The following is a 21317-nucleotide window of genomic DNA, read 5'->3' as shown; positions in this document are numbered from 1 at the left end:
GCCGCGCCCGGCCCGCCGGCTGCGCCCGCCACGGGGCCGCGGCCGGCCTGCCGGGCGGCGGCGGAACTGGCAGCGGCGTCGGCGGACGCGCGGAAGAGCCCGTCGAACTCGGAGGGGGGCGGGCGCTCCCCCTGCACGGCCGGGCCGCCGCCGAGGCCGAGGGGCGGCGGCGGAACGGGGCCGCCGGAGGAAGGGGAGGAAACCCCACCAGGAGAAGCGTTTCCGCGGACGGGCGGCAGGTACTGGGTCGCGGCCGCGGAGTCCCCGACCGGGGAGGCGTTTCCACCGACCGGCGGCATGTACTGGGTCGCTGCAGCGGCCGCGTCCCCACCGGAGGGCCCGGCCCCCGGGACGGGCGGCAGGTATTGCGTCGCCGCGGCAGAATCCCCGCCCGAAGACGCGCTCCGGCCGGCAGGCGCGTTCCCGCCGACCGGCGGCATGTACTGGGTCGCCGCGGCAGCCGCGTCCCCACCGGAGGACCCGGCTCCCGGGACGGGCGGCAGGTACTGCGTCGCCGCAGCGGAATCCCCGCCGGGGGAAGCGCTCCCGCCGGCAGGCGCGTTCCCGCCGACCGGCGGCATGTACTGGGTCGCTGCAGCGGCCGCGTCCCCGCCGGAAGGCGCAGCCCCCGGCACCGGCGGAAGGTACTGCGTCGCCGCGGCGGAATCCCCACCCGGGGAAGCGTTTCCGCCGACCGGCGGCAAGTACTGCGTGGCCGCCCCGGCCGCATCCCCGCCCGGGGAAGCGCTCCCCCCGACCGGCGGCAAGTACTGCGTGGCCGCAGCCGAGTCGGAAGCCGGCGACAAGTACTGGGGTGCGGAATCCGCGGGCTGCCCGCCCGGTGCGCCCGCCGGCGCGGCGCTCCCGCGGCTCGCAGCACCCCCCTGCGCGTACGGAGCCGGCGGCTGCGGCGCTCCCGGAAGTGGCCCGGCGGCGACCGGCGGCAAGTACTGGGTGGCTTCGGAGCCGGGGTCGGGGGCGGCCGGGGCGGGCCCGGTGCCCAGGACCGGCGGAAGGTACTGCGTGGCTTCGGAGTCACCGGGGCGCGGAGAGGCGCCTGGAGAGGTGCCCGGAGGCCTACCCGTGGACGCACCCGACGACCCGCCCGAAGGCGTACCCGGCGGCATCTCCGGCGGCAGGGGAGCGCGCTGCGCGTCGGGCCCCCACGGCTCGCCCCAGGGTCGGCCCGGGGCCGGCTGAGGCGCGTTGCCCTGTCCGCTCTGCGTCACCGGGACTCCTCAAGCTGTACGGCAACTTATCGATAGCGCGGCCACGCTACCGGGTCGCCGCACGGCGGGGCCATGCGGCCGTCCCCTGCCCGGTAAGGGGCAGGGGACGGTCGTCCCGGCGGTCCCCCTAGGCCGCCTGCACCTCCAGCCGGGCCCCGAATTCCCGTACCACCGGCTCTTCCCGGTACGGCGCGAGCCGCTGCTGGAAGTCGTCCAGGTACTCCGCGCCACGGTTCGACCTCAGCGTGCCCAAGAGGTCCAGCGCCCGCACCCCGGTGGCACACGCCTCGTCGACGTCGCGCTGCTGGACCTGCGCCGTGGCCAGCAGCAGCATGCCGATGGCGCGCCTGCGCACCCGTCCCTCCGCGTGCCCGGCGATGGCGTCCTCCGCGTGCCGCCGGGCCTGTTCGGCCTGCCCGAGGTCCCGGTGGCAGTGGGCGAGTTCGTCGGCCAGGTAGGCGTGGTCGAAGTGCCGGATCCAGGTGGGGTCGTCGCCGGAGTCCGGCGAGGGGTCCCCGGCCTGTTCGAGCCGGGCCATGGCCTTGGCCGCGACGTTCTGGCACGACCGCGCGTCGCCGAGGAGGGCGTGCCCGCGCGCCTCGGCCGCGTAGAACATGGCCTCGGCCCGCGGCGTGACGTGCCCCCGCGCCCCTTCCTGCGCCGCTTTCGCCAACTGGGCGATTTCCCTCGGGTTCCCCAGCGAAGCCGCCAGGTGACTCATGCTGGCGGCCAGGACGTACCCCCCGTACCCACGGTCCCCCGCAGCCTGGGCGAGGCGCAGCGCCTGGATGTAGTACCGCTGGGCGAGCCCGGGCTGGCCGGTGTCGACGGCCATGTAGCCGGCGAGTTCGGTCAACCGCGCTACCGAGGCGAAGAGTTCGCGCCCCACGGACTCGCGGTAGGAGCCGGCGAGCAGCCCGGAGACGACGCTGTTGAGGTAGTGCACGACGACGGGCCGCACGTGCCCGCTGCCGTACCGGTGGTCGAGTTCGACCAGGGCCTCCGTGGTGGCGCGCACGGCGTCGACGTCGGACGGTCCCACGCGCGCCCCGGCGTTGCGGGCGACCTGGGGGTCGGCGCCGGTGATGAGCCAGTCACGGCTCGGCTCGACGAGCGCCGAGGAGGCGACGGACGTCCCGCTGAGGAAGTCCCGCCGGCCGACGTCGCTGCGCCACAGCTCACACACCTGCTCGATCGCGCCGAGCACGGTGGGCGAGAACTGCAGGCCGACGCCGGAGGCGAGGTTCTTGCCGTTCGCCATGCCGATCTCGTCGATGGTGACGGTGCGGCCGAGCTTGCGGCCCAGCGCCTCGGCGATGATGGCGGGGGCCCGTCCCCTCGGCTGCTGGCCGCGCAGCCAGCGCGCTACGGAAGTCTTGTCGTAGCGCAGGTCGAGCCCGTGCTCGGCGCCGCACATATTGACCCGCCGGGCGAGGCCGGCGTTGGAACAGGCGGCTTCTTGGATGAGCGCCTGCAGCCGTTCGTTCGGCTGCCGCGCCACGAGTGGCCGTGCGGCCATGCTGTACCCCCTGAAACTGCTAAGCGTTCGCGGCGTTGCCCGCCGCGGCATGCGGAGAAGCTGAGACAGCTGACTGCGTCTTCCCCTGTGATCTTTGCCCCCTGAATGTCCGGAGAATGCGGACTTAACGGTAATGACAGCAAAGGCGGCATTGGCCAGACAATGACGGTCTCGCCCTGTCGCCGCAGAGGTGGCTACCCAGCCTCGGCGGCCAACCCGCGTCTGCGCCCCCGTACATGCATCCGTGCGCCCCACGTGCATGTCCTGGCACCGCCCACAAGCGTGAGCCTGAGCCGTAACCCCTCGTGACGAGGGGAGTTGTGATGGGCGTGGAAGAGACCATCGCAGTAGGAGCCCCGCACATCCCCCAACAGCGCAGCGAGCAACTGCTGGACGCCGCTGTCAGGTATGCGGAGGAGCGGCACTGGGACGTATTCGGCGGCACGTGGCTGCAGGTGGAGGAGGGGCGGGAGCACTGCTCGTGCGGTGATCCCGGCTGCCCCGCCCCCGGCGCGCACCCGGACCGTCCGGACTGGGCGAACCAGGCCACCGGCAGCGCCGTGGCCGTCCGCCGCATGTGGCAGAAGCAGCCCGCCGCTTCCGTCCTGCTGCCGACGGGCCGCACGTTCGACGCGCTGGACGTTCCGGAGACCGCAGGCTGCCTGGCGCTGGCGCGGATGGAGCGGATGGACATCCAGCTGGGGCCGGTGATGTGCACGCCGTTCCGCCGGATGCAGTTCTTCGTCCTGCCCGGCGGTGCGCTGAAGGTCGCGGACCTCGCCCGGAAGCTGGGCTGGCACCCCACGTCGCTGGATCTCATCGCCCGCGGCGAGGGGGATTACGTGGTCGCGCCGCCCACCCGCATGGGCACGCGCGGTTCGGTGCAGTGGGCGCGCCAGCCCACGGCCGCCAACCGCTGGCTGCCGGACGCGGAGGAGCTGGTGAGCGCCCTGGCCTACGCGTGCGGGCGGGATGCGGCGGACGCCCGCCGCAGGTGAAGCGCGCGGCGGCGGGCGCGCGCGGGGTCAGACGTGGTCGGCGGCCTCCGCCACGTATCCGTCGGGCCGTACGAGGAGCGTCGTGGGGCGGGCGTCGGCACGGGTGACCGTGGTGACGCCCGCCTTCTCGTGGGGCGGTGCGCCCCCGCCGCGCGGCAGGACGCGGACGTACGTCCCGGCGCGCAGCGCCTCGTACAGGCGGGAGGGCTCGCCCGGGCGCTCCACCAGCGGCAGGTCCGGGGCGCGGCGCCCGGCCAGCGGGTGCGCGCCGGGCGGGGCGGGGTAGCCGATGCCGATGCCGGAGATCATGAGCGCGCCCCGGTCGGTGGCGAAGGGCAGGGCGGCCGCGGTCAGGGCGACGGCGTCGCGCAGGCCGCGGGCGACGGGCGAGGCGAGCAGCACGCCCCGCACGATGGCGCCGCTGAGGCGCAGCACCAGCTTGCCCACGGGGTGGCGCTCGTCGTGATAGCTGTCCAGCAGGGAGTCGGGGGCCGTCCCCTTGAGGACGGCGGCGAGCTTCCAGCCGAGATTGGCCGCGTCCTGGAGCCCGGCGTTCATGCCGAGCCCGCCGGCGGGCGAGTGGACGTGGGCGGCGTCCCCGGCGAGGAAGACGCGGCCCTCGCGGTAGCGCGGCACCTGCCGTTCGTCGCTGTGGAAGCGCGAGGTCCAGCGCGCGTCGTGCATGCCGAAGTCGGTGCCGAAGGCGGTGCGGGTGACGGCCTTGAGCTCGTCGAAGTCGACGGGGGCGCTGGAGGGCAGGTCGGAGCCGCGCCGCCAGGCGATGGCCCGGTAGTAGCCGTCACCGAAGGGCACGAGGAAGGCGAAGCCGTCGCCGCGGCTGTTGAAGGCGGGCAGCCCCTCGGGCGCGGTCGCAAGCCGTACGTCGGCGAGCATGACGGAGCGCAGCACGGACTGCCCCGGGAAGGGCATCCCGATCGCCTTGCGCACGGCACTGCGGACCCCGTCGGCCCCGACGACGTAGGCGGCCCGGAGCGTTTCGGTGCCGCCGCCGGAGGTGCCGCCCTCGGTGCGGACGTCCAGGTCGACGCCCTCGCCGTCCTGCCGCAGCCCGACGACCTCGGCCCCGCGCCGCAGCACGGCCCCGGCCTTGAGGGCGCGCTCCTCCAGCACCCGCTCCGTCTCGTACTGCGGCGTCATCAGCACGCCCGGGAACCGGCTGGGCAGCCGGGACAGGTCGATCTTCCCGCGCCCGAAGATCCTCAGGTTGTCGATGAAGGGCCCGGTGGCCAGCAGCGGCTCGGCGATCCCACGGGCGTCGAAGGCCTCCAGCGTGCGCGCGTGCACGGCGAAGGCCCGCGTCAGATTGGACTCCTGCGCCCTCTTCTCCACCACCGTCACCCGCACACCGGCGGCGGCCAGGTCCCCGGCGAGCAGCAGCCCGGTGGGGCCTGCGCCGACGACGATGACGTCGGCGGGGGCGGAGTGGGAGGCGGAGGCGGAGGCGTTCCGGGGGGAGAGCGGGGAGGACATCACGGCTCCTCGGATGGCTCGTAGGGCATGTGGCCGTACTGCCAGTGCACACCCGCGCCCGCAATATGTCAACGCTTGTTGAATTAATGTGGAGGGCGAGGCCGGGAGCAGTCCACTGCTCCCGGCCTCGTCATCAGTTGGCCTGCGCCCCGCGCCAAGTCGGCAGCAGCTCGTCCAGCAGGGCTTCCGTGCGCGGTGGCAGGCCGCGGGCCGCGCCACCCAGTGCGGAGTTCCGGGCGATGAGGGAGTCCGCCGTCTCGGCCAGCAGTGCCATGTCCCCCGAGGCGTGTACCGCACGGAGCAGCTGGTTCCACAGCCGCTCGTCCGCGGGCGCCGTCTCCAGCGCCCCGTTGACGGCCTCGACGGCGGCCTCCACCCGCCCGGCTTCCAGGTGGTGCGCGGACAGGGCGAGCGCGACGCCGGCGACGAGCAACGGCAGCTGCGCCTCGACGATCTCGTGCTCCAGCCAGCCGTACCGGCCGGCGGGCCGGTCCGCGAGCAGCGGCCCGCGGGCGAGCCCCAGGGCGTCGGTCAGCAGGCGCTCCCGGACGGCCGGGCGCTGCGCTCCCTTGCCCTCCGTGGCCTCGTGGTGGAGCGTGCGCAGCACGTCGAGGTCCGACACCACCGACGGTGCCAGCGTCAGCCTGCCCGCCGCGTCGGTGCGGAGCCGGGGCGCGCCGTCCGCTTCCGTCCCCAGCCAGTCCCGCAGCCGGGCGATGAGCGCGTCGCGCACGTCGGTGGTGACGCCGCGGGGCCACAGGCCGGAGGCGAGGACACGCGGGTGCACGCCTTCGCGGTGCAGCAGGAGCATGGCCAGGGCCTCGTGCAGGAGGGGGCTGCGCTCGTCGTCGGGCGCCTCGAGCCCGATGACCTCGTAGGAGCCCACCAGGCGGGCATACACCGCGGGCCTGCCGGCCTCGGTGATATCGACCAGGAAGGGGCTGTCCGCGGGGTCCGGGTCGGGCTCGGGGCCGCCGTCGGCCGTGATGGCCCCGAAGAGCTCGACAACCGCCTCGACCTGCGACTCCGGCAGCTTCTGGGCGTCGAGCTCCAGGCCCAGGAGGGGGGCGAGCAGCCGTCCGGCAGGGGTGATCTCCAACTCCCACGAAACGCCCTGCAGGCCCGTTCCCTCGATGCCGACGAGGTAGCCGATGCCGAGCCGGTCGGAGCCGGCCGCGAGCTCGGCCAGGGCGGCGGCCTCCGCCTCGTCCGGCTCGGCGGCCACGATCACCAGATGGGGCGCCCACTGCGCGTGCCGGGTCCGTCCCGTGCGGCCGGTCAGTACCGAGTCGTGGCCGGCCGTGCTCAGTGCGGCACGGCGCTGCCGGGTCTCGGCCCGCATGGCCTCGAGGAGGGCGTCGACGCCGTCGAGCACGCGGATGCGGGCCGGGGCCAGAGCGCGCAGGTCCTGGTCGAAGCCGACGAGGGTGAGGGTGAGCCGGTCCGACCAGCCGTTGGTGGCGAGTTCGGCGGCCACGGAGGCGAGGACGGCGGCGCGGTCGGCCGCGGCGCCGGTCAAGGACACGATGCCCGGAACAGCCTCCAGGTTCAGCAGCAGTCTGGCGCCGTCGACGGTGCCCAGGCTGGCGAGCCCGGGGTACGGGGCGACGGTGTCCTCGGCGGCGTCCGCGGGAAGGGCGATCTCGGAGCGCGTCACGCTCCACATGGCCGTTCCGGTGCCTTCTCGCCAGGGGGCGGGAGGTTCGCCGGAGTCCTGCGCGAGCTGCAGGTGGAGTTCCGTGTCCGTGAGCCAGGCGGCGTAGACGGCCGGCAGCTGCCGCGAACCGGCGGAGAGGATGGCCGACAGCGAACGCAGCCCCCGGTCGAGGTCGCGCACCGCCGCCGGGTCCGCCCCGACCATCAGCGCGTCCCGGGCGTTCGCGGCGGCACCGGTCGGCGCGGCACCGGAACGGCGGCCGGCCACGGTGGCCGCCGCCTGCCACAGCTCCGTACGGCGGCGGCGCCCCAGGGCGGCGAGCAGGCCCGCAGCAAGCAGGGGCGCTGCGACGAGGGCCTCGGCGAGGCCGAACGACTCCGGACCACCGGCTACGGGGACGGCCGTGGAGGCGCCGGGAGCGGGCTCGGCGGGGTTCTCGGCCGGCGTCCCCGCAGGCTGCTCGGCGTTGATGTCCCGCGCGGGCTGCTGGTGTCCGGCCTGCCGGTCCTCCGCGTGGGGGCCCGTCCGGTCGTAGTCCCGGATCTCCTGGCCGATCCGCTCGGGCACCCGGGGCGCTTCGTCCGGCATTTCGACGAGGTCGCCTCCATGCGCGTCCGCCGGCATCTCCATGATCCAGCCGGGACGGATCAGGCTGGCCTCGGTGAGCTGCTCGCCGTCAGGCTGCACCCGGTCCTTGTTCAGCTCGTAGATCTCCTTGTACCGGCGGCCGTCGTCCAGGTGGCGCTCAGCGATCTCCCACAAGGAGTCGTGGTGGCGGCCTTCGGGCGGCTGGACGCGGTAGAACTTCGTCCCCTTGTGCAGTTCGTCGCCCGTGTCACCGGAGGGCGCAGGACGGGCCCTGTCCGCGGTGCCGCCCCGCTCGCCGTCCGCCCGGGCGCCGACGTGCTGGTCCTGCCCGCCGCCCGGGGTCTGTTCCGCCGCCGCCACCGCCGGCCGGTGGTTGCCGCCGTCCAGGTTGTTCCCCAGCTGGGACAGGCCGGGGGTGAGGCTCGCGCTGGTCGCACCCACCAGCAGCAGGGCCGCCACGAGCTGGCGGGCGAGGAGCTGGCTCGGGCCGGCGCCGGGCACCCGCGGGGGCAGTCCGACCCCGGAGAGCTCCGCCTTCACCTCGACGAGGACGCACGCCGCGAACTGGGCCCAGGCCAGCCAGACGAGGGCCGTCAGCACCTTGATGAAGAGGTCCGCCGTGATCTCCCGCCGGAAGACGTCGGCGGAGGGCACGGAGTGCGGCAGCGGCCAGCCGACGAAGTGCGCGAGCGCGCCGGGCACTCCGACGACGAGCGCCGCGAGAGCCACGAACGCGAGGAACGCCTTGACGAAGTCGCCCGCGGTGCGGCGGTGCCGGGGCAGGCCCGGTCGGGGGGTCCTGGTGGTGTTGCGCGCCATGGCTCTCTGCTCCCGTGGACGACTGTGGCGGCTGGCTGAGGGACTGTTGGGGATGGGGACAGGGACTGCTGGGCGGCGCGTGGCAGAGGTCAGCCGGCGTGAGACTCGGCCTTCGAAGTGCCGTGCACGGTGAGGTCGCCCTGGTAGAACAGGCCGGTCAGCACCGGCCGGTACGTCAGCCGGACCTCGACCTCGACTTGCCGGGAGTCGCTGGCGTCCGTGCAGTGCGATGCCGCGACGTCGGGCCCGGACATCCCGGCCTCGGCCATGTACGTACGCGCCCTGGCCGTGCAGTTCTCGTAGTTGATGGGCGCGGCGCCCCCGCCGTCGCGCAGGGCCGACACGTCGATGTCCTGTGCGGCGTAACGGGCGGCCTGCTCGGCGATGTCGGCCGCGCGCTCCCGCTGGGAGATGGACATCCCCCCGTCGACGACGAAGGCGGCGAGGGCCAGGAAGAGCAGCGCGAAGACCAGCACCGCCGCGGCACCGGACCCGCGGTCGCCGAACCGTTCCGGGCCGCCGGGGCCTCCTCCCCCGCACCGGCGAGGGCCGGCGCACCGCCGGGTCGGACCGTTCCACCGCTTCGGGGCCGTCATGCCGCCCTCCGGTACGGGTCGATGGGCGAACTGGAGTGCCCGGTCATCGTCTTGCCGATGTCCAGACCGAGCATGGCCAGTCCGCGGACCTCGCAGCTCACCTCGACGGTGAAGAAGCCCCCGGGCCGGAAATCCGACGTCATGCGGACGGTCACCGGCCCGGAGCACACGTCCTCCAGATCGGCCTCGGCCGCCTTGCGGGCCTCGTTCATCGCCACCGGATAGGCGTGCTGGATCGATCCGGCACGGGCGGCGTCCCGGGCCGCCCCGTCCACCGCGCCGCGCCCGTCGACCATCTGCCCGAAGGCGACGAGTACCAGGATGAAAAGGATCATCACCGGAGCGAGGATGACGACCTCGATGGTCGACAGGCCCGCGTCGCCCCGTCCGGAGCCGGCCGCGCTCCGCCGCTGCACCGCTCTCACCCCCGGTCCTCCACGAAACGCTCGACCGGGCCCTGCGACTGCGCGTGCACGGTGAGCCGCATGCCCGGAAAGATGGTCGGGACGCCCGCCTCGACCTCGACGCCCACGGTGCCCGGCCCGGGCTGCACCGCCGTGACCTCGGGGTCGACGAGCAGGCTGGGACCGAGCTGCCGAATGTACGAACGGGCCTGCGCGCCGGCCTTCCCGCGCCAGCCGCCGGGGTTCTCGTCCGCCTCGGCGCGGGCCTTGCGGGCACCCGCCTGAGCGGCGGCCTGGGCGACGTGGTCGGCCCAGAAGTACAGGGCGAACTGCACCGTCGCGAAGATCATGAAGAACAGGACGGGGGTGAGCAGCACGAACTCGATGGCGGTCATGCCACGGTCGCTCGTACGGGCACGGCTGTCCGTACGGCCGCGCCTCTCCGTACGAGCGCAGCCGTGCGTACGACGACGGCCGCTGCCGGCGTCACCTCGTACGGCTTCCACACGACGGCGCACAGCGCGCCGCACGGCCCCCCGTCGTCCCATGTCTCACTTACTCGTGCAGGTCTTGTCGGCGTCGGCGCCCTCGATGCAGTGGCTGACCTTGTCGGCACCGCCCTTGAGTGCCTTGCTGATGACGGCGGCGACCACCCCGACGATGGCGACGACCACCGCGGAGATGATCACCCACTCGACGGCCGACGCGCCGCGGTCCGTCTCGGCGGAGCGCGCCTTGGCCACGCGGCCCTGCAGGAAGACGACGAGGAAGTCCACAGCCGGGTGGCTGATGCGGAGTCCGGATTTCACTTAGGTGTCCTTTCGGAGAGAGGAAGGGGCGGCGGCAGGTCATCCCTGCTGGAAGACCCGCATCGCCGCCGGGAAGATCAGGAAGACCAGGAAGCCGGCGCAGAGGAGCAGCTGGGCGACGAGCATCGACTGCGACTTCTCGCCCGCGCTTCCTTCGATCTCGGCCATTTCCCGGTGCCGCATCGTTTCTGCGCGGGAGCCGAGCGACTCGCGCACCTTCGCGCCGTCGTCGGCCACCAATGCCAGCGACGCGGACAGGTCCTTCAGTTCGTCGATGCCGAGTTCCTCGCCGAGGTCACCGAGCGCCTGCCACTGGCTCAGCCCGGTGATGCGGGCGTCGGCCAGCGCGTTGCGCACCCGCCGGATCGCCCAGCCGTCGCTCACCTCTGCGGCCGCCATCAGCGCCTCGGGCAGGCCGCGGCCTCCCGCGAGGTTCATGGCGACCAGGTCCAGATAGGCGCCGACGACCCGGCGCAGATCACGGCGCTTCCCGGCCGCGTCGCGCCGGACCTCCAGGTCCGGCAGCATGAAGAACACCGCCGCGAACACCAGCGCCAGCCAGACGGGGATCACCGGCCCGCTGCCGAAGCCCAGTGTCCAGACGACCACGAAGACGAACGGGCCGAAGACCAGGCCCGCCGCCGCCAGGAGGATCTTCGTCGCCAGGAACGCCTCCCAGCCGCGGTCCAGGACCGCCAGGTCGGCGCGGAGCGAGCGCTGCTCCCAGCCCTGTTGCCGGTAGAACTCCGCAACCCGCAGTCCCACCCGGGCCCGCAGCGAGTCGAACCGTCCGGCCTCCTCGTGGGCTGCCCCGTGGTCGGCGGCCAGGGCGGCCGCACCCCGGGCCCGCAGCGCGTCGATCTGCGCCACCTGCGACAGGGTGCTGCGCCTGCCGGGCACCAAGGCCCGTATCAGCACGAAGACCCCGAGGCCGAGGACCGCTCCGACGAGCACGGGCATGGTCAACGCGTCATTCACGCGGGCCCACCTCCTCCTCGGCCGAGCGCGGCCGTACGAACTGCACCGGCGGCTCGTCGCGGACGAGGAAGCGGTCGGGCGTCTCGATGCGCGACAGCTTCCGCAGCCACCAGAAGCCCAGGCCGAACAGGCCGCACACACAGGCCAGGACGAGCTGACCCAGCGGCGAACCGTAAGGGGAGACGAACTCCCGGTTGAAGACGGACAGACCGAGCACGAAGGCCACCGACACCCCGACCACGATCTGCACGCTGCGCCGCGTCGACGCGCGCTGCGCCATCACCCGCCGACGCATGTCCACCTCTTCGCGGGCGGACTTCGCCAGGGCCCCGAGCACTTCGCGCAGCCCCGGCCCGCGCAGCCGTGCGTTGAGGATGAGGGCGGCGACGACGATGTCGGCCGAAGCGTCGTCGATCTCGTCCGCGAGCATCTGGAGCGCGTCGGGCAGGGGCGTGCGGGCGCGCAGCCGGTCCACCAGCGCGTCCAGGTGGGGGCGCAGCGCCGGGGCAGCGCCGCGGGCGGACGCGGGGATGGCCTGCTCCAGGCCGACGGCGCCCGCGATGGTGTCGCGCAGCGACTCGGTCCACGAGGCGAGTGCCTCGATGCGGCGCATGGCGAGACGCTCCTCACCGGCCCCGCCGAAGAGGCGGTCCCAGACGAAGACGAGCAGGCCCGCGGCGGCACCCGCGACCAGCCAGCGGGTCAGCAGCAGGACGGCCAGTCCCACGGCGACGGCCAGCGATCCGCGGCGGCCGGCGAACCGGGCCAGCTCGGCGAGACGATCCTGCGCCCTGGCCTTCTCGTGGGCGGGCTTCGCCGGCAGCCCCCGCACCGCAACGATCAGCAGCGCGAGCCCGCCGCCGGCGACGACACCGCAGAGCAGCGCGTACAGCACGGGCAAGGAGAAGAAGCCCCCCGCGCCCCCCGGGGCCGGGAGGCCCGAAGCCACGTGCGAAACCGCTTCCGAAGCCGGTGAGGTGATGCCCACGCGCTACCTCCAGTGCCCGGTCGGCCGGTATCCCTGCGCGACCAGTTCGTCGAGACAAGCGATGGGTGCGTGCGGCAGCACCCGGCCGTCCGGCCCCTCCGCGAACACCTCGCTGGAGAGCACCCGCCCGTCGACGCCGTTGACCTCCCGCACGGAAGTGACCACGCGGCTCAGGCGCCCACCGTCCTGGTACAGATTGCGACGCTCCACGAAGACGACGAAGTTGACGGCGCCCGCGATCAGCATCTGGCTCGCCTCGATGGGAAGCCTCTCGGCGGCCTGGAGTGCGTACGTCGAGATGCGGTTGAAGACCTCGCTGGAGCTGTTGGCGTGGATCGTGGAGAGCGAACCGTCGTTGCCCTGGGACATCGCGTTGAGCATCGTCACGATCTCGTCACCGAGCACCTCGCCGACGATCACCCGGGAGGGGTTCATGCGGAGGGACCGCCGCACCAGCTCCGCCATGGAGATGGAACCGAGACCCTCGGAGTTGGGGAGCCGCTCCTCGAACGCGACCACGTTGGGGTGCAGCTCGGGGAACTGGTCCAGACCGAGCTCCAGCGCCCGCTCGACGGTGATCAGGCGCTCGTGCGCCGGTATCTCGTTGGCGAGGGCGCGCAGCAGGGTCGTCTTTCCCGCATTCGTCGCCCCGGCGATCATGATGTTCTTACGGGCCCGGACCGCGCAGGTCAGGAAGTCACCGAGCTCCGGGGTGAGGGTGCCGTTCCCCACGAGATCGGTCAGGAACACCTTGCCCAGGCGGGCCCGGCGGATCGACAGTGCCGGCCTGCGCGTGACGTCCATGACGGCCGAGAGCCGGGAGCCGTCCGGAAGCCGCAGGTCGAGCTGGGGGTTCGCGGAATCGAACGGACGTGACGACAGGCCGGAGTAGGCGCCCAGGATCTGAATGAGCTCGATCAGCTCCTCATCACTCTCGGCGACCGGCTCCCCCCGCTGTTCCCGTCCGTCGGCGTAGCCGACGAAGACCTGGTCACAGCCGTTGATGTCGATGTTCTCGACGTCCGGGTCGTCCAGCAGGGGCTGCAGGCGCCCGACGCCGAAGAGGGCCGCGTGCACGGCGTTCGCGTACTGCTCCTCGGTCACCGCGTCCAGCGGGGTACGGCCGGCGCTGATCTCGGCGCGCGCGTACTCCTCCAGGATCTGCGCGATGACCGCGCGGGCGTACTGCCGCTCGTCCTCGCCCGACATCGGGGCCAGGCCCGAGGCCTGGTCGAGGCGGCGCTGCTCGGCGATGCGGTCGCCGGCCTCCTGCCGGAACTGCTTGACCAGGTGGTGGTTGACGGAGCTCACCGCAGACCACTCGTCCCGTCCGGCATGCGGGTGCCGGCCCCGGTCGCCCATGCGGCCCCGAACTGCTGATGGAGATCGGCGGCCACCTTGCGCACCGAGCGCACCAGCAGCGACTTCGCCGCGCTGCCGCGCCTGCGCCCGACCAGCTGCTCGGCGCCCGCGGGATCGTGCGCGACCACGCCGACGACCCTGGCCACCGACTGGGAGGCGACGAGCATGTCGTTCATCTGACCCGCGATCTTGGCCCCGTCCCTCGCGCCCACGACGAGCACCACCCCGATGAGGGGCGTGACGATGTGGGCGGTACCGCGCTGGGAACCGTGCAACCTGGCGGAGAGCGCGGCCGCCCGGTCCCGTACGCGAGCGAGCTGCTCGGGCTCCGTGCGGGACACCAGGAGGACGAGCGAGGCCTGGGCGAAGAGGCCCGTGACCACCGGGTCCACACCGATGCGGCCGCAGTCGGCGATCACGTCTGCGGCACCGTGCTGGGAGCCCGCGAGCCCGGCGAAGGCACTGCCCAGGACGGGCCACACCCCGGCGAGGCCGACGGACTGCTCGGCGTTCCCGAGACCGACGAGCACCTCCAGGCCGCCGGAGACGGGCTGGGCGTGGTCCCAGACCTGCTCGGCGACGAGCCCGCGGCGCGCCGTCGCCGCCAGGGACAGCATCCCGGTGTTCGGGTCGAGCGGGCCGCCGTGCGCCGCCGCGCACCGGTACACCAGGTCACCGCCTGCGGGGTCGGCCTCCGCGAGCAGGGCGCGCCGGGGCCAGACCGCGGCGAGGGCAACGGCGGTGGTGGTCACGCCTGGAGAGCCTTTGTCGGCGGCTATGGCAATGAGGGCCATCTGTTGTCTACGTCTCCGCCGTATCCGCTGTGATCGATGACATCAACTTGCGCTCGCTGTGCTCGCCGGCACCTTGACGACCGCAACCTGGCCGGCTGCCGCGGCCTGGGTCAGCGCGGCGCTCTCCGCTTCGGTCACGATGACGGTGACGGGCAGGCCACCACCGCCGAATCCGTCCTTGGCGCCGGAGGGTACGGACTGGACCTTGGCCGTCCGGGCCAGGAGGTTGCCGTTCCCGCCCGGGCTCGCGGAGCCGGAAGCTCCCGAGGAGCCGGAGGAACCGGAGCCGGAGGAACCGCCGGAACCGGAAGCTCCGGAAGACTTGTCTCCCGAGCTCTTCTGCGCGTCGGATCCAACCCGGTACACGGAGACCGTGTCACCTTCCGCGAGCCCCTGCGGGTACTGCCCCTCCTTGAGCGAAAGGCCGACGACGACCTTTCCTTCGGCGAGCCCTTCCTTGCCGGTCAGCATCGAACCGACAAGCAGCGTGCCGGGGACGATATCCGTGACGGCCCGGTACTTGGTCAGCAGATTCCGGTCGCTCCAGCGCACGTACTTGATGGCCGAGTCCTCGGCCACCATGACGGGCTCGATGACATCACGGGTATCCGGAATCTTTTTCCCCGCGGTAACCCGCTGCTTGACCTTCACGACCTCAATGCGTTCACCGGCGCGCATTACCAGCACGGTGGCTCCGAGAGCCCCCACGAGAATCAGCAGAACCGCGAGTGCGGCCAATGCGGGCTTACGCTCCCGCGGCGCAGAAGGAAGCCTCTCCCCCACGGCGGCGCCGGCTCCCTTGAGACCCGCAGTCGCACGCTCCTGGACCTTCACGTCCAATGCCCCCGCAACTTTTGTCCGGATTAACGCTCTTGATCCACCGACACCCCATGTGGACCGGCACACCCCGGACAGGCGCTTCCTCATGGTCGACGGGGTGTCAGCTGTCACGGCACGGTATCAGCCGCCCATAACCACCTCAAGGCGCACCGGTCGCCGCTGCCGCACCAGGCCAACCCTTATCGCCGGGAACTGAAGTCACATGGTTGCCGTCTTGTGCCACGTGCATCCATGCCATCATCACCTAAGCACGCCGAATGGACCGGAACGCCCTGGGAGATGGGGAAGTTGACTATCCACGCACGAAGCCGGGCCGGTATCGCCTTTGTCACAGCAGCCGCCGCACTCGCCCTGACCGCGTGCGGCAGCGACGCGAAGCCCAAGGATGACGGCAAGATCGACGGCGCGGAGAGCGCGCCCGCGGCCTCCTCCGCATCTCCGGGCAAGGGTGCGCCTTCGGCGGGTGCGGGCGGGGGCGGAGCGGAGCGACCCAAGATCGCTTTGCCTGGGGACGTGCATAACGTCTTCGAGGGCGGCAAGACAGGGGATGCGCAGAAGGACGCGATCCTGGCGGACAACGAGCAGCGCATCAACTCGGTTGACGAGGCGGTCACCAGCGGTGATCTGAACCGACCCGGATTCAAGTACTACTCGGCAGAAAGCGCCCTCGCCTCCGCAACCCAGTACGTCAAGGACTTCCAGGCATCCGGCGAGACCTTCACCGGCACTACTCGCTACTTCAACAGGAGCGTCACGCTGCTGAAGACGGAAGGCCTGGCCGTGGTGTCGTACTGCACGGACGAGACCAAGGCGTACAGCAAGAACCGGAAAACCGGAGAGGTGAAGTCGGAGCCGGGATCCGACAAGGATTACGCCTTTTACAACACGCGCGTGAAGAAGAACGACGCCGGAGTCTGGCAGACCGTCAGCGTTCTGAGCGAGGAGGGCTCCGCACGATGCAAGCCCTGAGTCGCAAGCTGACCTGCCGCTCGATGGCGATAATGGTGACCCTCGCCTTGGCGTCGACTCCCACGGCCGCCTACGCAGGTGGCAAGGGGCGCGGCCACCGGGAATCCCAAAGCAGCGGATCGAGCAATGGGCAGAACGTCGCCGCCGAGGTCCGGGTGTCCGGCGTCCAGACGACGGTCAACGGCGGTTCGGGAAACGGCAAAACCCGGTCCCTCACCCCCTCCGACAGCAACTGGACCCCGCCCGCCTGCTGGTACGAGCCGACCATCTCTCCCAAGGAACTCAAAGAGACGATCGAGACGCTGGAGAAGGACAAGGGCGTCTTCGGCATGGGTGGGTTCGGGCAGATGTTCGCCGGCCTCTTCAAGACGATCTACCAGACCGATAAATACGACGACTACAACATGGCCAAGCAGGGGAAGGGCATGTTCTGGGGCGCGGTCATCAACCCGGCCCGCAAGGACGACCCCGCGGCCATGTCGTGTGACCGGCTGCCGTTCTGGGTGGACGACAACAAGACACCCGACGTTCCCCTCGCCGTGTCGCCGAAGATCCTCGCCGAATACGCCTACGACGAGCTGCCCATCCCGTCCACGGACTTCTCCATGAGCCCGGACGGCAAGCAGACCGTCAACCTCTCCACCTGGATCTGGGCCGATCAGGCGCGCTTCAAGCCCGTCTCCGTCACGGCCTCGCTCCCCCACACCAGCCTCTCGGCAACCACCACCGCCACGCCGGTCTCCTTGAAGCTCGAGCCGGGCACCGGCGAAGCGACGATGCACCCCGCGTCCGGCGAGTGCCCCATCAACGCCGACGGCAGCATCGGCGCGCCGTACACGGACGCGAAGAAGAAGGACACGCCGCCCTGCGGCCTGACCTACCTCCGCTCCAGCGCCAAGGCCGGCTCGTATCCGCTGAAGGCCACCATCACCTGGAAGATCTCCTGGAAGAGCTCCACGGGTGAGGGTGGGGACCTTCCGACGGGCACGTTCGGCAAGACGACGAACGTCACCGTCCAGGAAATCCAGTCCGTCAACCGCTGACCTTCCCGGCAGCCTCGGCGAAGGACAGGCGGCCCCGCCTGTGGGTGGGCCCCCGGAAAGGGGAGCCCACCCGGCCGGTTCACGGCAGCAGGCGGAGATCCACGTAGCCGGCCGTGAAGCCCGAATTCGCCGGGACGTCCATGTTCCCCAGGTCGATGTGCTCGACCTTCCAGAGGCGTCCGGCGATCTCCAGCGTGTCTCCCTCGCGCGCGTCTTTATAGCTCGCCCTGTTGCCGCGGATAGCCCTGACGCTGATGTCAGCGCGCTTCGGGTCGTTTGAAACATCCGAGAGGATGACGCTGTACCCGTCACCCCCGTACTGGGTGTGCGGTACGTGCCAGCGCAGCCGCCAACGGCCGTCGACGGTCGTGGGCCAGTCGTTCATTGTGCTTCCCTGTTCGCTGGGGGACGGGGTGGGTGCGGCGTCGTCCGGGCTCTTGGGGGTAAGCACGACGCGGTACGTACAAATCTGCCGGACGGTGTATACGTGCCCCTTGACGGTCAGGTCGTCCCCCGGCGCAACGGTCCATTGCTGTCCGTCGACGCGAGCGGCGGGCGTCTCCCCTACTGCGAGCCCGGCCTTGCGGTGCCTGCCGTCCGCCGTGGCCTCCGCGTACGCCACCGGTACACCGCCCGCAAGCCGGGTGAAGCCGCCCCTGAGGATGCGGGTGCCCTCGATTCCCGGCCCACCGTCCTTGTCCCCGTCGCAGAGCGGGCCCTTGTCGAGCGGCGGCGGTGGGACTGCGTCCGCCGTGGTGGCGGTGGCCTGGGGGCTCTCGGTCCGGCCGCCGCCGAACGTCCCGCATCCGGTCACGAGCAGCGCCAGGCCCGCGGCCGCTGCGACGCGTAGGGCCCTCACCGGGGCACCTGCAGTGCTTGCGGATCCTCGAAGAATTTCTTGTACTGCTCCGGCGTGGCCCGGATGTCGGGGACGTCCGGGTCCGGACCCCAGGGATTACCCAGCACGATCTTTCCGTTTTCGAAACCCTTGACGAAGTAGACGTGCCGGGTCGTGAAATTATCGCCCCACAGCTTCTGGCCGTCCTTCTTCAGCTGATCACCGCTCGGGGTACTCACCACGACGGGCCGGTGTTCCTTCTGGAACACCTCCTTCACCGAGTCGAAGTCATGGTCGACCGATTCAGAGTCCTTGCCGGTCACGTACGGCGCGCCCTTCTTGGAAAAGTCCCACTCCGTTGCCCCGTAGTTCCCCTGCTCGGCACGGTCGTAGCGTTTGTCATGCAGGTGCTCGTCGGGTGCACCGCCGTCGTCTTCGCCGTACATGAGGGCGAAGGCTTTTTCGTAATACGCCGGCCACCGCTCGTGGCTCACGCGGTTGTAGGCGGTCATGGGCTCACCGTTGTTGTCCAGGGGCAGGTCCGGCGTGACGGTCACCCAGCGCTTGTTGCCGTCCTTGTCCCAGATACGCACGTCAATGGTTCCGTTGGGGTTCTCCTTGATGCCCTCGCGGATGAACTGGGGGTTCTGCTGGGCGGTGGCGGTGAGCTGCGAGATGTACCAGCAGTCGCCGAAGCGACCCTGGGATATTTCTCCCGCGCTCAGTTCGCGCCCCGGAGCGAACAACGGGTCATTGGGCGTGCCCCAGTGCATTCCCTTGGCCGGCTGGCGGCTTTGGGGGTTCTGGCCGTCGAGGTAGGCATCAGTGGTTTCGAAGCCCGGCTGGATCTCGGGAAACGCTCCCTTCATCTTCTCCCAGTTAGAGGGCCCGATGCGTGCCAGGATGCGGCTGAGGTGGTCGCGCCGGGCCGATGCCGGGATGCCGTTGTGATCCCACCACTTCATCCAGCTGCCGTCGTTCGCGTTCGACGCCAGCTTTCCGTACAGGCGGAAGTCGGCGTCCGGGACCTTGGCGAAGAACGCGTCGAGCTCGGCGCTCGTCATGCCGTCCAGCTGCTTCTGGATCTTTTCCAGGTCGTCCCGGTTGCCGTTGCTGCCGAAGTCCTTGCCCTTCAGCTCGCGCATGGAGCGCAGGGCGTCCTCGATCTTCTTGGCATCCGGGGGGTTCTCGTCGGAGAAGGCGATAACGGGATCGATGCGATAGCCCTGCTCCGCCAGCTTGCTGCAAGCCTCCAACTGCGTGCAGCGCCGCTCAATCGACTTGGACATGTCTCCGAGCTCGCTGCTCAGGCTCCCTGGCAGGTTCCCCCCGCCGAAGAACGGCATGGGGCCGAGCAGATCGCCAACCAGTGGCGAGAGGAGCGGGTCGGTCGTGGCGGGCTTGTTACCCATCAAGGCGTTGGCCTGTGTCAGCACCACGGCGACGGAGGTGTGCAGGCCCTGGGCCCCTTCACCCTGGCGTCCCAGGTCCTTGGCCAGGGAACGGATCTTTGCCACGTCGAAGCCGTCGAATCCCATCAGCGGCCGCCCTTGTCGTTCTTCTTTTCCTCGTCCGCGGCCTGCTCGTCCAGACGCCGCGCCTCGGCCTCCCAGCGTCCGGCGTCGCTCATGAGGGCACTGGCCATCTGGTTGAGCTTGCTCTTGCGGTCGGATATCTGGGCCGTCGCGCTGGTCGCGTAGGGCCCCTTCCAGATGGCCGGTGCGGATTGCTGGGCCTGCTTGGCCGAGGAGTCGAGGTACGGCCCCAGCTTCTGCGCCAACGACCGGGCTTGGCGTGCGCACTCCCGCAGATCGCCGGCCCGTTTCTTCCTCTGTGCAGGTGTCTCACCTGTCGCCTCACCAGGCGGCACGGTTCCCCCTCTATGCTTCATGAACCTCGCGCGCCGAACGGCGCCCGGTGCTGTAGGCGCATGCTAGAGGGTGACAGGGGGTGTCGTGACCTTGACAAACACGCGGCGTGTCGAAGCGCCGGCGACCGCCTTTGCGCAGGTCCGGTGAGGGGCCTCGCCCCGTCCGCGTCCCGGCCTCCGTGCAGCGCATCAGTAGGGTTGGCGCATGGCTTTCGGAAGAACCAGGAACAGCGAACCCCCGGTCCCGGCCGTCGACTGGCGCGATGTCGAGCAATTCAGAATAGGCACCGTGGAACGGGATATCGGTGCAGGCCGCAAGCGTCCCGTCATCGGGCAGAACGCCGTACGTGTCCCCCGGATCGAGGGTCAGGAGCGCATCAACGCGCCTTGCGCATTCTTCGGCTCCCAGGCGGCCCGCTTGGGCGCCCACGTGCTGTACGAGGACGAGCGGGCGCAACAAGTCCTCTGCTCGATCGGCGAGCCTCAGTCCGTCGGCGACGAGCGCCATTACCCGGTGCGCGACGGCCAAGGGCAGGTCATTGGTGGCATCAGGCGGATTCCGCCGTCAGGTGAGCTCTCGCGGCCCACATGGCGCATCGAACAACCGGGCCGTCCCGAGATCACGGGACTCAACAAGTGGTCCACGCTGAACCCCCTGAGCATGGCGGCGCACGCCGCGGGCAAGGTTCTCGGCGGACTGGCGATGGCCGTGTTCCTGTCCGAGCCCGCCGGTGGTGACCAAAGGGGCCGCACCCTGCTGTGGTCCGCGGGACGCGAGAAGGTGATGGAGTCGGACGACTACACCTTCACCGTCTTGACGCCGTGGCTGGATCGCAGGCTGGCCTTCGCCGTCGCGGTCATCGGCGACCGCTGACCGGCTGCGGCCCTCAGCGCGGCCGACGGCGTGTCCTGCCGTAGAGAATGAACGCCTCCATGGCCGCCAGCAGCCCACCGCAGGTCCAGGCCATCCCGGACGACAGGCCGTGGACAGCATTGTCCAGCCTTGTCGGCAGCCAGCCGCCCGGATCGACCACGAGGGTGACGCTCCGTCCCGGCGCGAAGCCCTCGTCGCAGCCGGCCGTGTCGTTCACCTCATAAGTGCGCTTCCGCCCGGAGCCCGTGCGCGCTACGGAACAGGTACGGCCGTCACCGTGCTTCTTGTAGTAGCCCTCGACATCAGTGATCACACCTTCGTACCGGTCACCGCGCCGGTCGAGCACGAAGTCGTTCATGGCCGGACCGACGAAGAGGCAGAAGGCGAAGCCGAGGACGACCACGCATGTGCCGGGCCCCGCCCCGGGCCCGCACAGTGCGCCGGCGACGAGCAAGGCGGCCAGCACGACGCACGTGGCCACGGCTATCCAGAGCAAACTGTCACTCTGAACGAGCCATGCGCCTCCCATCACAACCGCCGGCGTGGCGACCATCACGCCGACGGTGCCCGGCCACCGGCGCTCCCCTGGCGTCGCCCGAGGCTTGACCGGCTGTACGCGCCGACCCGTCTCTGCGCTCACCGGCTTCCCTT

General features: G+C 71.3%; 20 protein-coding genes and 1 pseudogene. 4 read left to right on the top strand and 17 right to left on the bottom strand.

Annotated features, from left to right (window positions below; translation table 11 throughout):
* Both ACSNOG_RS14040 and ACSNOG_RS14035 read right to left on the bottom strand, forming a co-directional pair.
* A pseudogene (locus ACSNOG_RS14040) lies at window positions 1-299 on the bottom strand (hypothetical protein); the annotation flags it as partial.
* Window positions 300-1356: 1057 nt separating this feature from the next.
* On the bottom strand, window positions 1357-2748 hold the full coding sequence (locus ACSNOG_RS14035; protein ID WP_436752960.1) for a transcriptional regulator: 1392 nt from the start codon (window positions 2746-2748) through the stop codon (window positions 1357-1359).
* 323 nt (window positions 2749-3071) lie between these two features.
* On the opposite strand from ACSNOG_RS14035, the gene ACSNOG_RS14030 reads away from it, so the two are divergent.
* Window positions 3072-3746 carry a bifunctional DNA primase/polymerase gene (locus tag ACSNOG_RS14030; protein ID WP_168095905.1) on the top strand — a complete coding sequence of 225 codons (675 nt, stop codon included), beginning with the start codon at window positions 3072-3074 and terminating at the stop codon, window positions 3744-3746.
* A gap of 27 nt (window positions 3747-3773) precedes the next feature.
* Here ACSNOG_RS14030 and ACSNOG_RS14025 read toward each other — a convergent pair whose 3' ends face one another.
* From ACSNOG_RS14025 to ACSNOG_RS13975, 11 genes are all read right to left on the bottom strand, one after another.
* Window positions 3774-5237 (bottom strand): FAD-dependent monooxygenase, encoded by a 1464-nt coding sequence (locus ACSNOG_RS14025; RefSeq protein WP_436752959.1) that lies wholly within the window; start codon window positions 5235-5237, stop codon window positions 3774-3776.
* A gap of 133 nt (window positions 5238-5370) precedes the next feature.
* Window positions 5371-8301 (bottom strand): BTAD domain-containing putative transcriptional regulator, encoded by a 2931-nt coding sequence (locus ACSNOG_RS14020; RefSeq protein ID WP_436752958.1) that lies wholly within the window; start codon window positions 8299-8301, stop codon window positions 5371-5373.
* Window positions 8302-8390: 89 nt separating this feature from the next.
* Window positions 8391-8897 carry a pilus assembly protein TadG-related protein gene (locus ACSNOG_RS14015; protein WP_436752957.1) on the bottom strand — a complete coding sequence of 169 codons (507 nt, stop codon included), beginning with the start codon at window positions 8895-8897 and terminating at the stop codon, window positions 8391-8393.
* Window positions 8894-9313, bottom strand: coding sequence for a TadE/TadG family type IV pilus assembly protein (locus tag ACSNOG_RS14010; protein ID WP_436752962.1), 420 nt, complete (start codon window positions 9311-9313; stop codon window positions 8894-8896). The genes ACSNOG_RS14015 and ACSNOG_RS14010 overlap by 4 nt, the downstream gene beginning before the upstream one ends.
* A gap of 5 nt (window positions 9314-9318) precedes the next feature.
* Window positions 9319-9696 carry a TadE family protein gene (locus tag ACSNOG_RS14005; RefSeq protein ID WP_436752956.1) on the bottom strand — a complete coding sequence of 126 codons (378 nt, stop codon included), beginning with the start codon at window positions 9694-9696 and terminating at the stop codon, window positions 9319-9321.
* Window positions 9697-9852: 156 nt separating this feature from the next.
* Complete coding sequence (locus ACSNOG_RS14000; RefSeq protein ID WP_168096215.1) at window positions 9853-10110, bottom strand: hypothetical protein; 258 nt, start codon at window positions 10108-10110, stop codon at window positions 9853-9855.
* Between the two features lie 39 nt (window positions 10111-10149).
* Complete coding sequence (locus ACSNOG_RS13995) at window positions 10150-11070, bottom strand: type II secretion system F family protein (protein WP_436752961.1); 921 nt, start codon at window positions 11068-11070, stop codon at window positions 10150-10152.
* A 10-nt stretch (window positions 11071-11080) separates the two neighbouring features.
* On the bottom strand, window positions 11081-12037 hold the full coding sequence (locus ACSNOG_RS13990; RefSeq protein WP_436752955.1) for a type II secretion system F family protein: 957 nt from the start codon (window positions 12035-12037) through the stop codon (window positions 11081-11083).
* Between the two features lie 42 nt (window positions 12038-12079).
* Entirely contained in the window at window positions 12080-13438 is a 1359-nt protein-coding gene (locus ACSNOG_RS13985) for a CpaF family protein (RefSeq protein WP_436752954.1), read from the bottom strand.
* Window positions 13384-14232 carry a hypothetical protein gene (locus ACSNOG_RS13980; protein ID WP_436752953.1) on the bottom strand — a complete coding sequence of 283 codons (849 nt, stop codon included), beginning with the start codon at window positions 14230-14232 and terminating at the stop codon, window positions 13384-13386. Before ACSNOG_RS13980 ends, ACSNOG_RS13985 begins: the two co-directional genes overlap by 55 nt.
* 42 nt (window positions 14233-14274) lie before the next feature.
* Window positions 14275-14970 (bottom strand): hypothetical protein, encoded by a 696-nt coding sequence (locus ACSNOG_RS13975; protein WP_436752952.1) that lies wholly within the window; start codon window positions 14968-14970, stop codon window positions 14275-14277.
* A gap of 390 nt (window positions 14971-15360) precedes the next feature.
* Between ACSNOG_RS13975 and ACSNOG_RS13970 the strand changes: the two genes are divergently transcribed.
* Together ACSNOG_RS13970 and ACSNOG_RS13965 are read left to right on the top strand one after the other, a co-directional pair.
* The gene (locus ACSNOG_RS13970) at window positions 15361-16041 is read left to right on the top strand and encodes a hypothetical protein (RefSeq protein WP_436752951.1); all 681 of its coding nucleotides are present in this window, start codon (window positions 15361-15363) and stop codon (window positions 16039-16041) included.
* The gene (locus ACSNOG_RS13965) at window positions 16029-17084 is read left to right on the top strand and encodes a hypothetical protein (RefSeq protein WP_436752950.1); all 1056 of its coding nucleotides are present in this window, start codon (window positions 16029-16031) and stop codon (window positions 17082-17084) included. The genes ACSNOG_RS13970 and ACSNOG_RS13965 overlap by 13 nt, the downstream gene beginning before the upstream one ends.
* A gap of 79 nt (window positions 17085-17163) precedes the next feature.
* On the opposite strand, the gene ACSNOG_RS13960 is transcribed toward ACSNOG_RS13965, so the two are convergent.
* Genes ACSNOG_RS13960 through ACSNOG_RS13950 form a run of 3 tightly spaced genes read right to left on the bottom strand, consistent with a single transcriptional unit; the run spans window position 17164 to window position 19702 of the window.
* On the bottom strand, window positions 17164-17943 hold the full coding sequence (locus ACSNOG_RS13960) for a hypothetical protein (protein ID WP_436752949.1): 780 nt from the start codon (window positions 17941-17943) through the stop codon (window positions 17164-17166).
* Window positions 17940-19460: a C2 family cysteine protease gene (locus ACSNOG_RS13955; protein WP_436752948.1), complete on the bottom strand. Its 1521-nt coding sequence runs from the start codon at window positions 19458-19460 to the stop codon at window positions 17940-17942. Before ACSNOG_RS13955 ends, ACSNOG_RS13960 begins: the two co-directional genes overlap by 4 nt.
* On the bottom strand, window positions 19460-19702 hold the full coding sequence (locus ACSNOG_RS13950) for a hypothetical protein (protein ID WP_436752947.1): 243 nt from the start codon (window positions 19700-19702) through the stop codon (window positions 19460-19462). Before ACSNOG_RS13950 ends, ACSNOG_RS13955 begins: the two co-directional genes overlap by 1 nt.
* A gap of 295 nt (window positions 19703-19997) precedes the next feature.
* On the opposite strand from ACSNOG_RS13950, the gene ACSNOG_RS13945 reads away from it, so the two are divergent.
* Window positions 19998-20666: a hypothetical protein gene (locus ACSNOG_RS13945; RefSeq protein ID WP_436752946.1), complete on the top strand. Its 669-nt coding sequence runs from the start codon at window positions 19998-20000 to the stop codon at window positions 20664-20666.
* Between the two features lie 13 nt (window positions 20667-20679).
* Here the strand turns inward: ACSNOG_RS13945 and ACSNOG_RS13940 are convergent, their stop codons facing one another.
* A complete protein-coding gene (locus tag ACSNOG_RS13940) occupies window positions 20680-21306 on the bottom strand; it encodes a hypothetical protein (RefSeq protein WP_436752945.1) in 627 nt (208 codons plus the stop codon).
* Window positions 21307-21317 lie beyond the last annotated feature (11 nt).

The organism is Streptomyces sp. URMC 124 (genome assembly GCF_051386455.1).
Classification (GTDB): Bacteria; Actinomycetota; Actinomycetes; order Streptomycetales; family Streptomycetaceae; genus Streptomyces.
The sequence above is the reverse complement of the archived record's forward strand: the minus strand, read 5'-3'. Positions and strand labels throughout refer to the sequence as shown.

Bases quoted from the DNA above. Each gene is read 5' to 3' on its own strand.
- ACSNOG_RS14015 (WP_436752957.1), bottom strand. From the start codon at position 8,897: ATGACGGCCCCGAAGCGGTGGAACGGTCCGACCCGGCGGTGCGCCGGC.
- ACSNOG_RS14005 (WP_436752956.1), bottom strand. From the start codon at position 9,696: ATGACCGCCATCGAGTTCGTGCTGCTCACCCCCGTCCTGTTCTTCATG.
- ACSNOG_RS14025 (WP_436752959.1), bottom strand. From the start codon at position 5,237: ATGTCCTCCCCGCTCTCCCCCCGGAACGCCTCCGCCTCCGCCTCCCAC.
- ACSNOG_RS13980 (WP_436752953.1), bottom strand. From the start codon at position 14,232: ATGGCCCTCATTGCCATAGCCGCCGACAAAGGCTCTCCAGGCGTGACC.
- ACSNOG_RS13945 (WP_436752946.1), top strand. From the start codon at position 19,998: ATGGCTTTCGGAAGAACCAGGAACAGCGAACCCCCGGTCCCGGCCGTC.
- ACSNOG_RS13955 (WP_436752948.1), bottom strand. From the start codon at position 19,460: ATGGGATTCGACGGCTTCGACGTGGCAAAGATCCGTTCCCTGGCCAAG.
- ACSNOG_RS14030 (WP_168095905.1), top strand. From the start codon at position 3,072: ATGGGCGTGGAAGAGACCATCGCAGTAGGAGCCCCGCACATCCCCCAA.
- ACSNOG_RS13965 (WP_436752950.1), top strand. From the start codon at position 16,029: ATGCAAGCCCTGAGTCGCAAGCTGACCTGCCGCTCGATGGCGATAATG.
- ACSNOG_RS13995 (WP_436752961.1), bottom strand. From the start codon at position 11,070: ATGCCCGTGCTCGTCGGAGCGGTCCTCGGCCTCGGGGTCTTCGTGCTG.
- ACSNOG_RS13985 (WP_436752954.1), bottom strand. From the start codon at position 13,438: ATGGGCGACCGGGGCCGGCACCCGCATGCCGGACGGGACGAGTGGTCT.
- ACSNOG_RS14020 (WP_436752958.1), bottom strand. From the start codon at position 8,301: ATGGCGCGCAACACCACCAGGACCCCCCGACCGGGCCTGCCCCGGCAC.
- ACSNOG_RS14035 (WP_436752960.1), bottom strand. From the start codon at position 2,748: ATGGCCGCACGGCCACTCGTGGCGCGGCAGCCGAACGAACGGCTGCAG.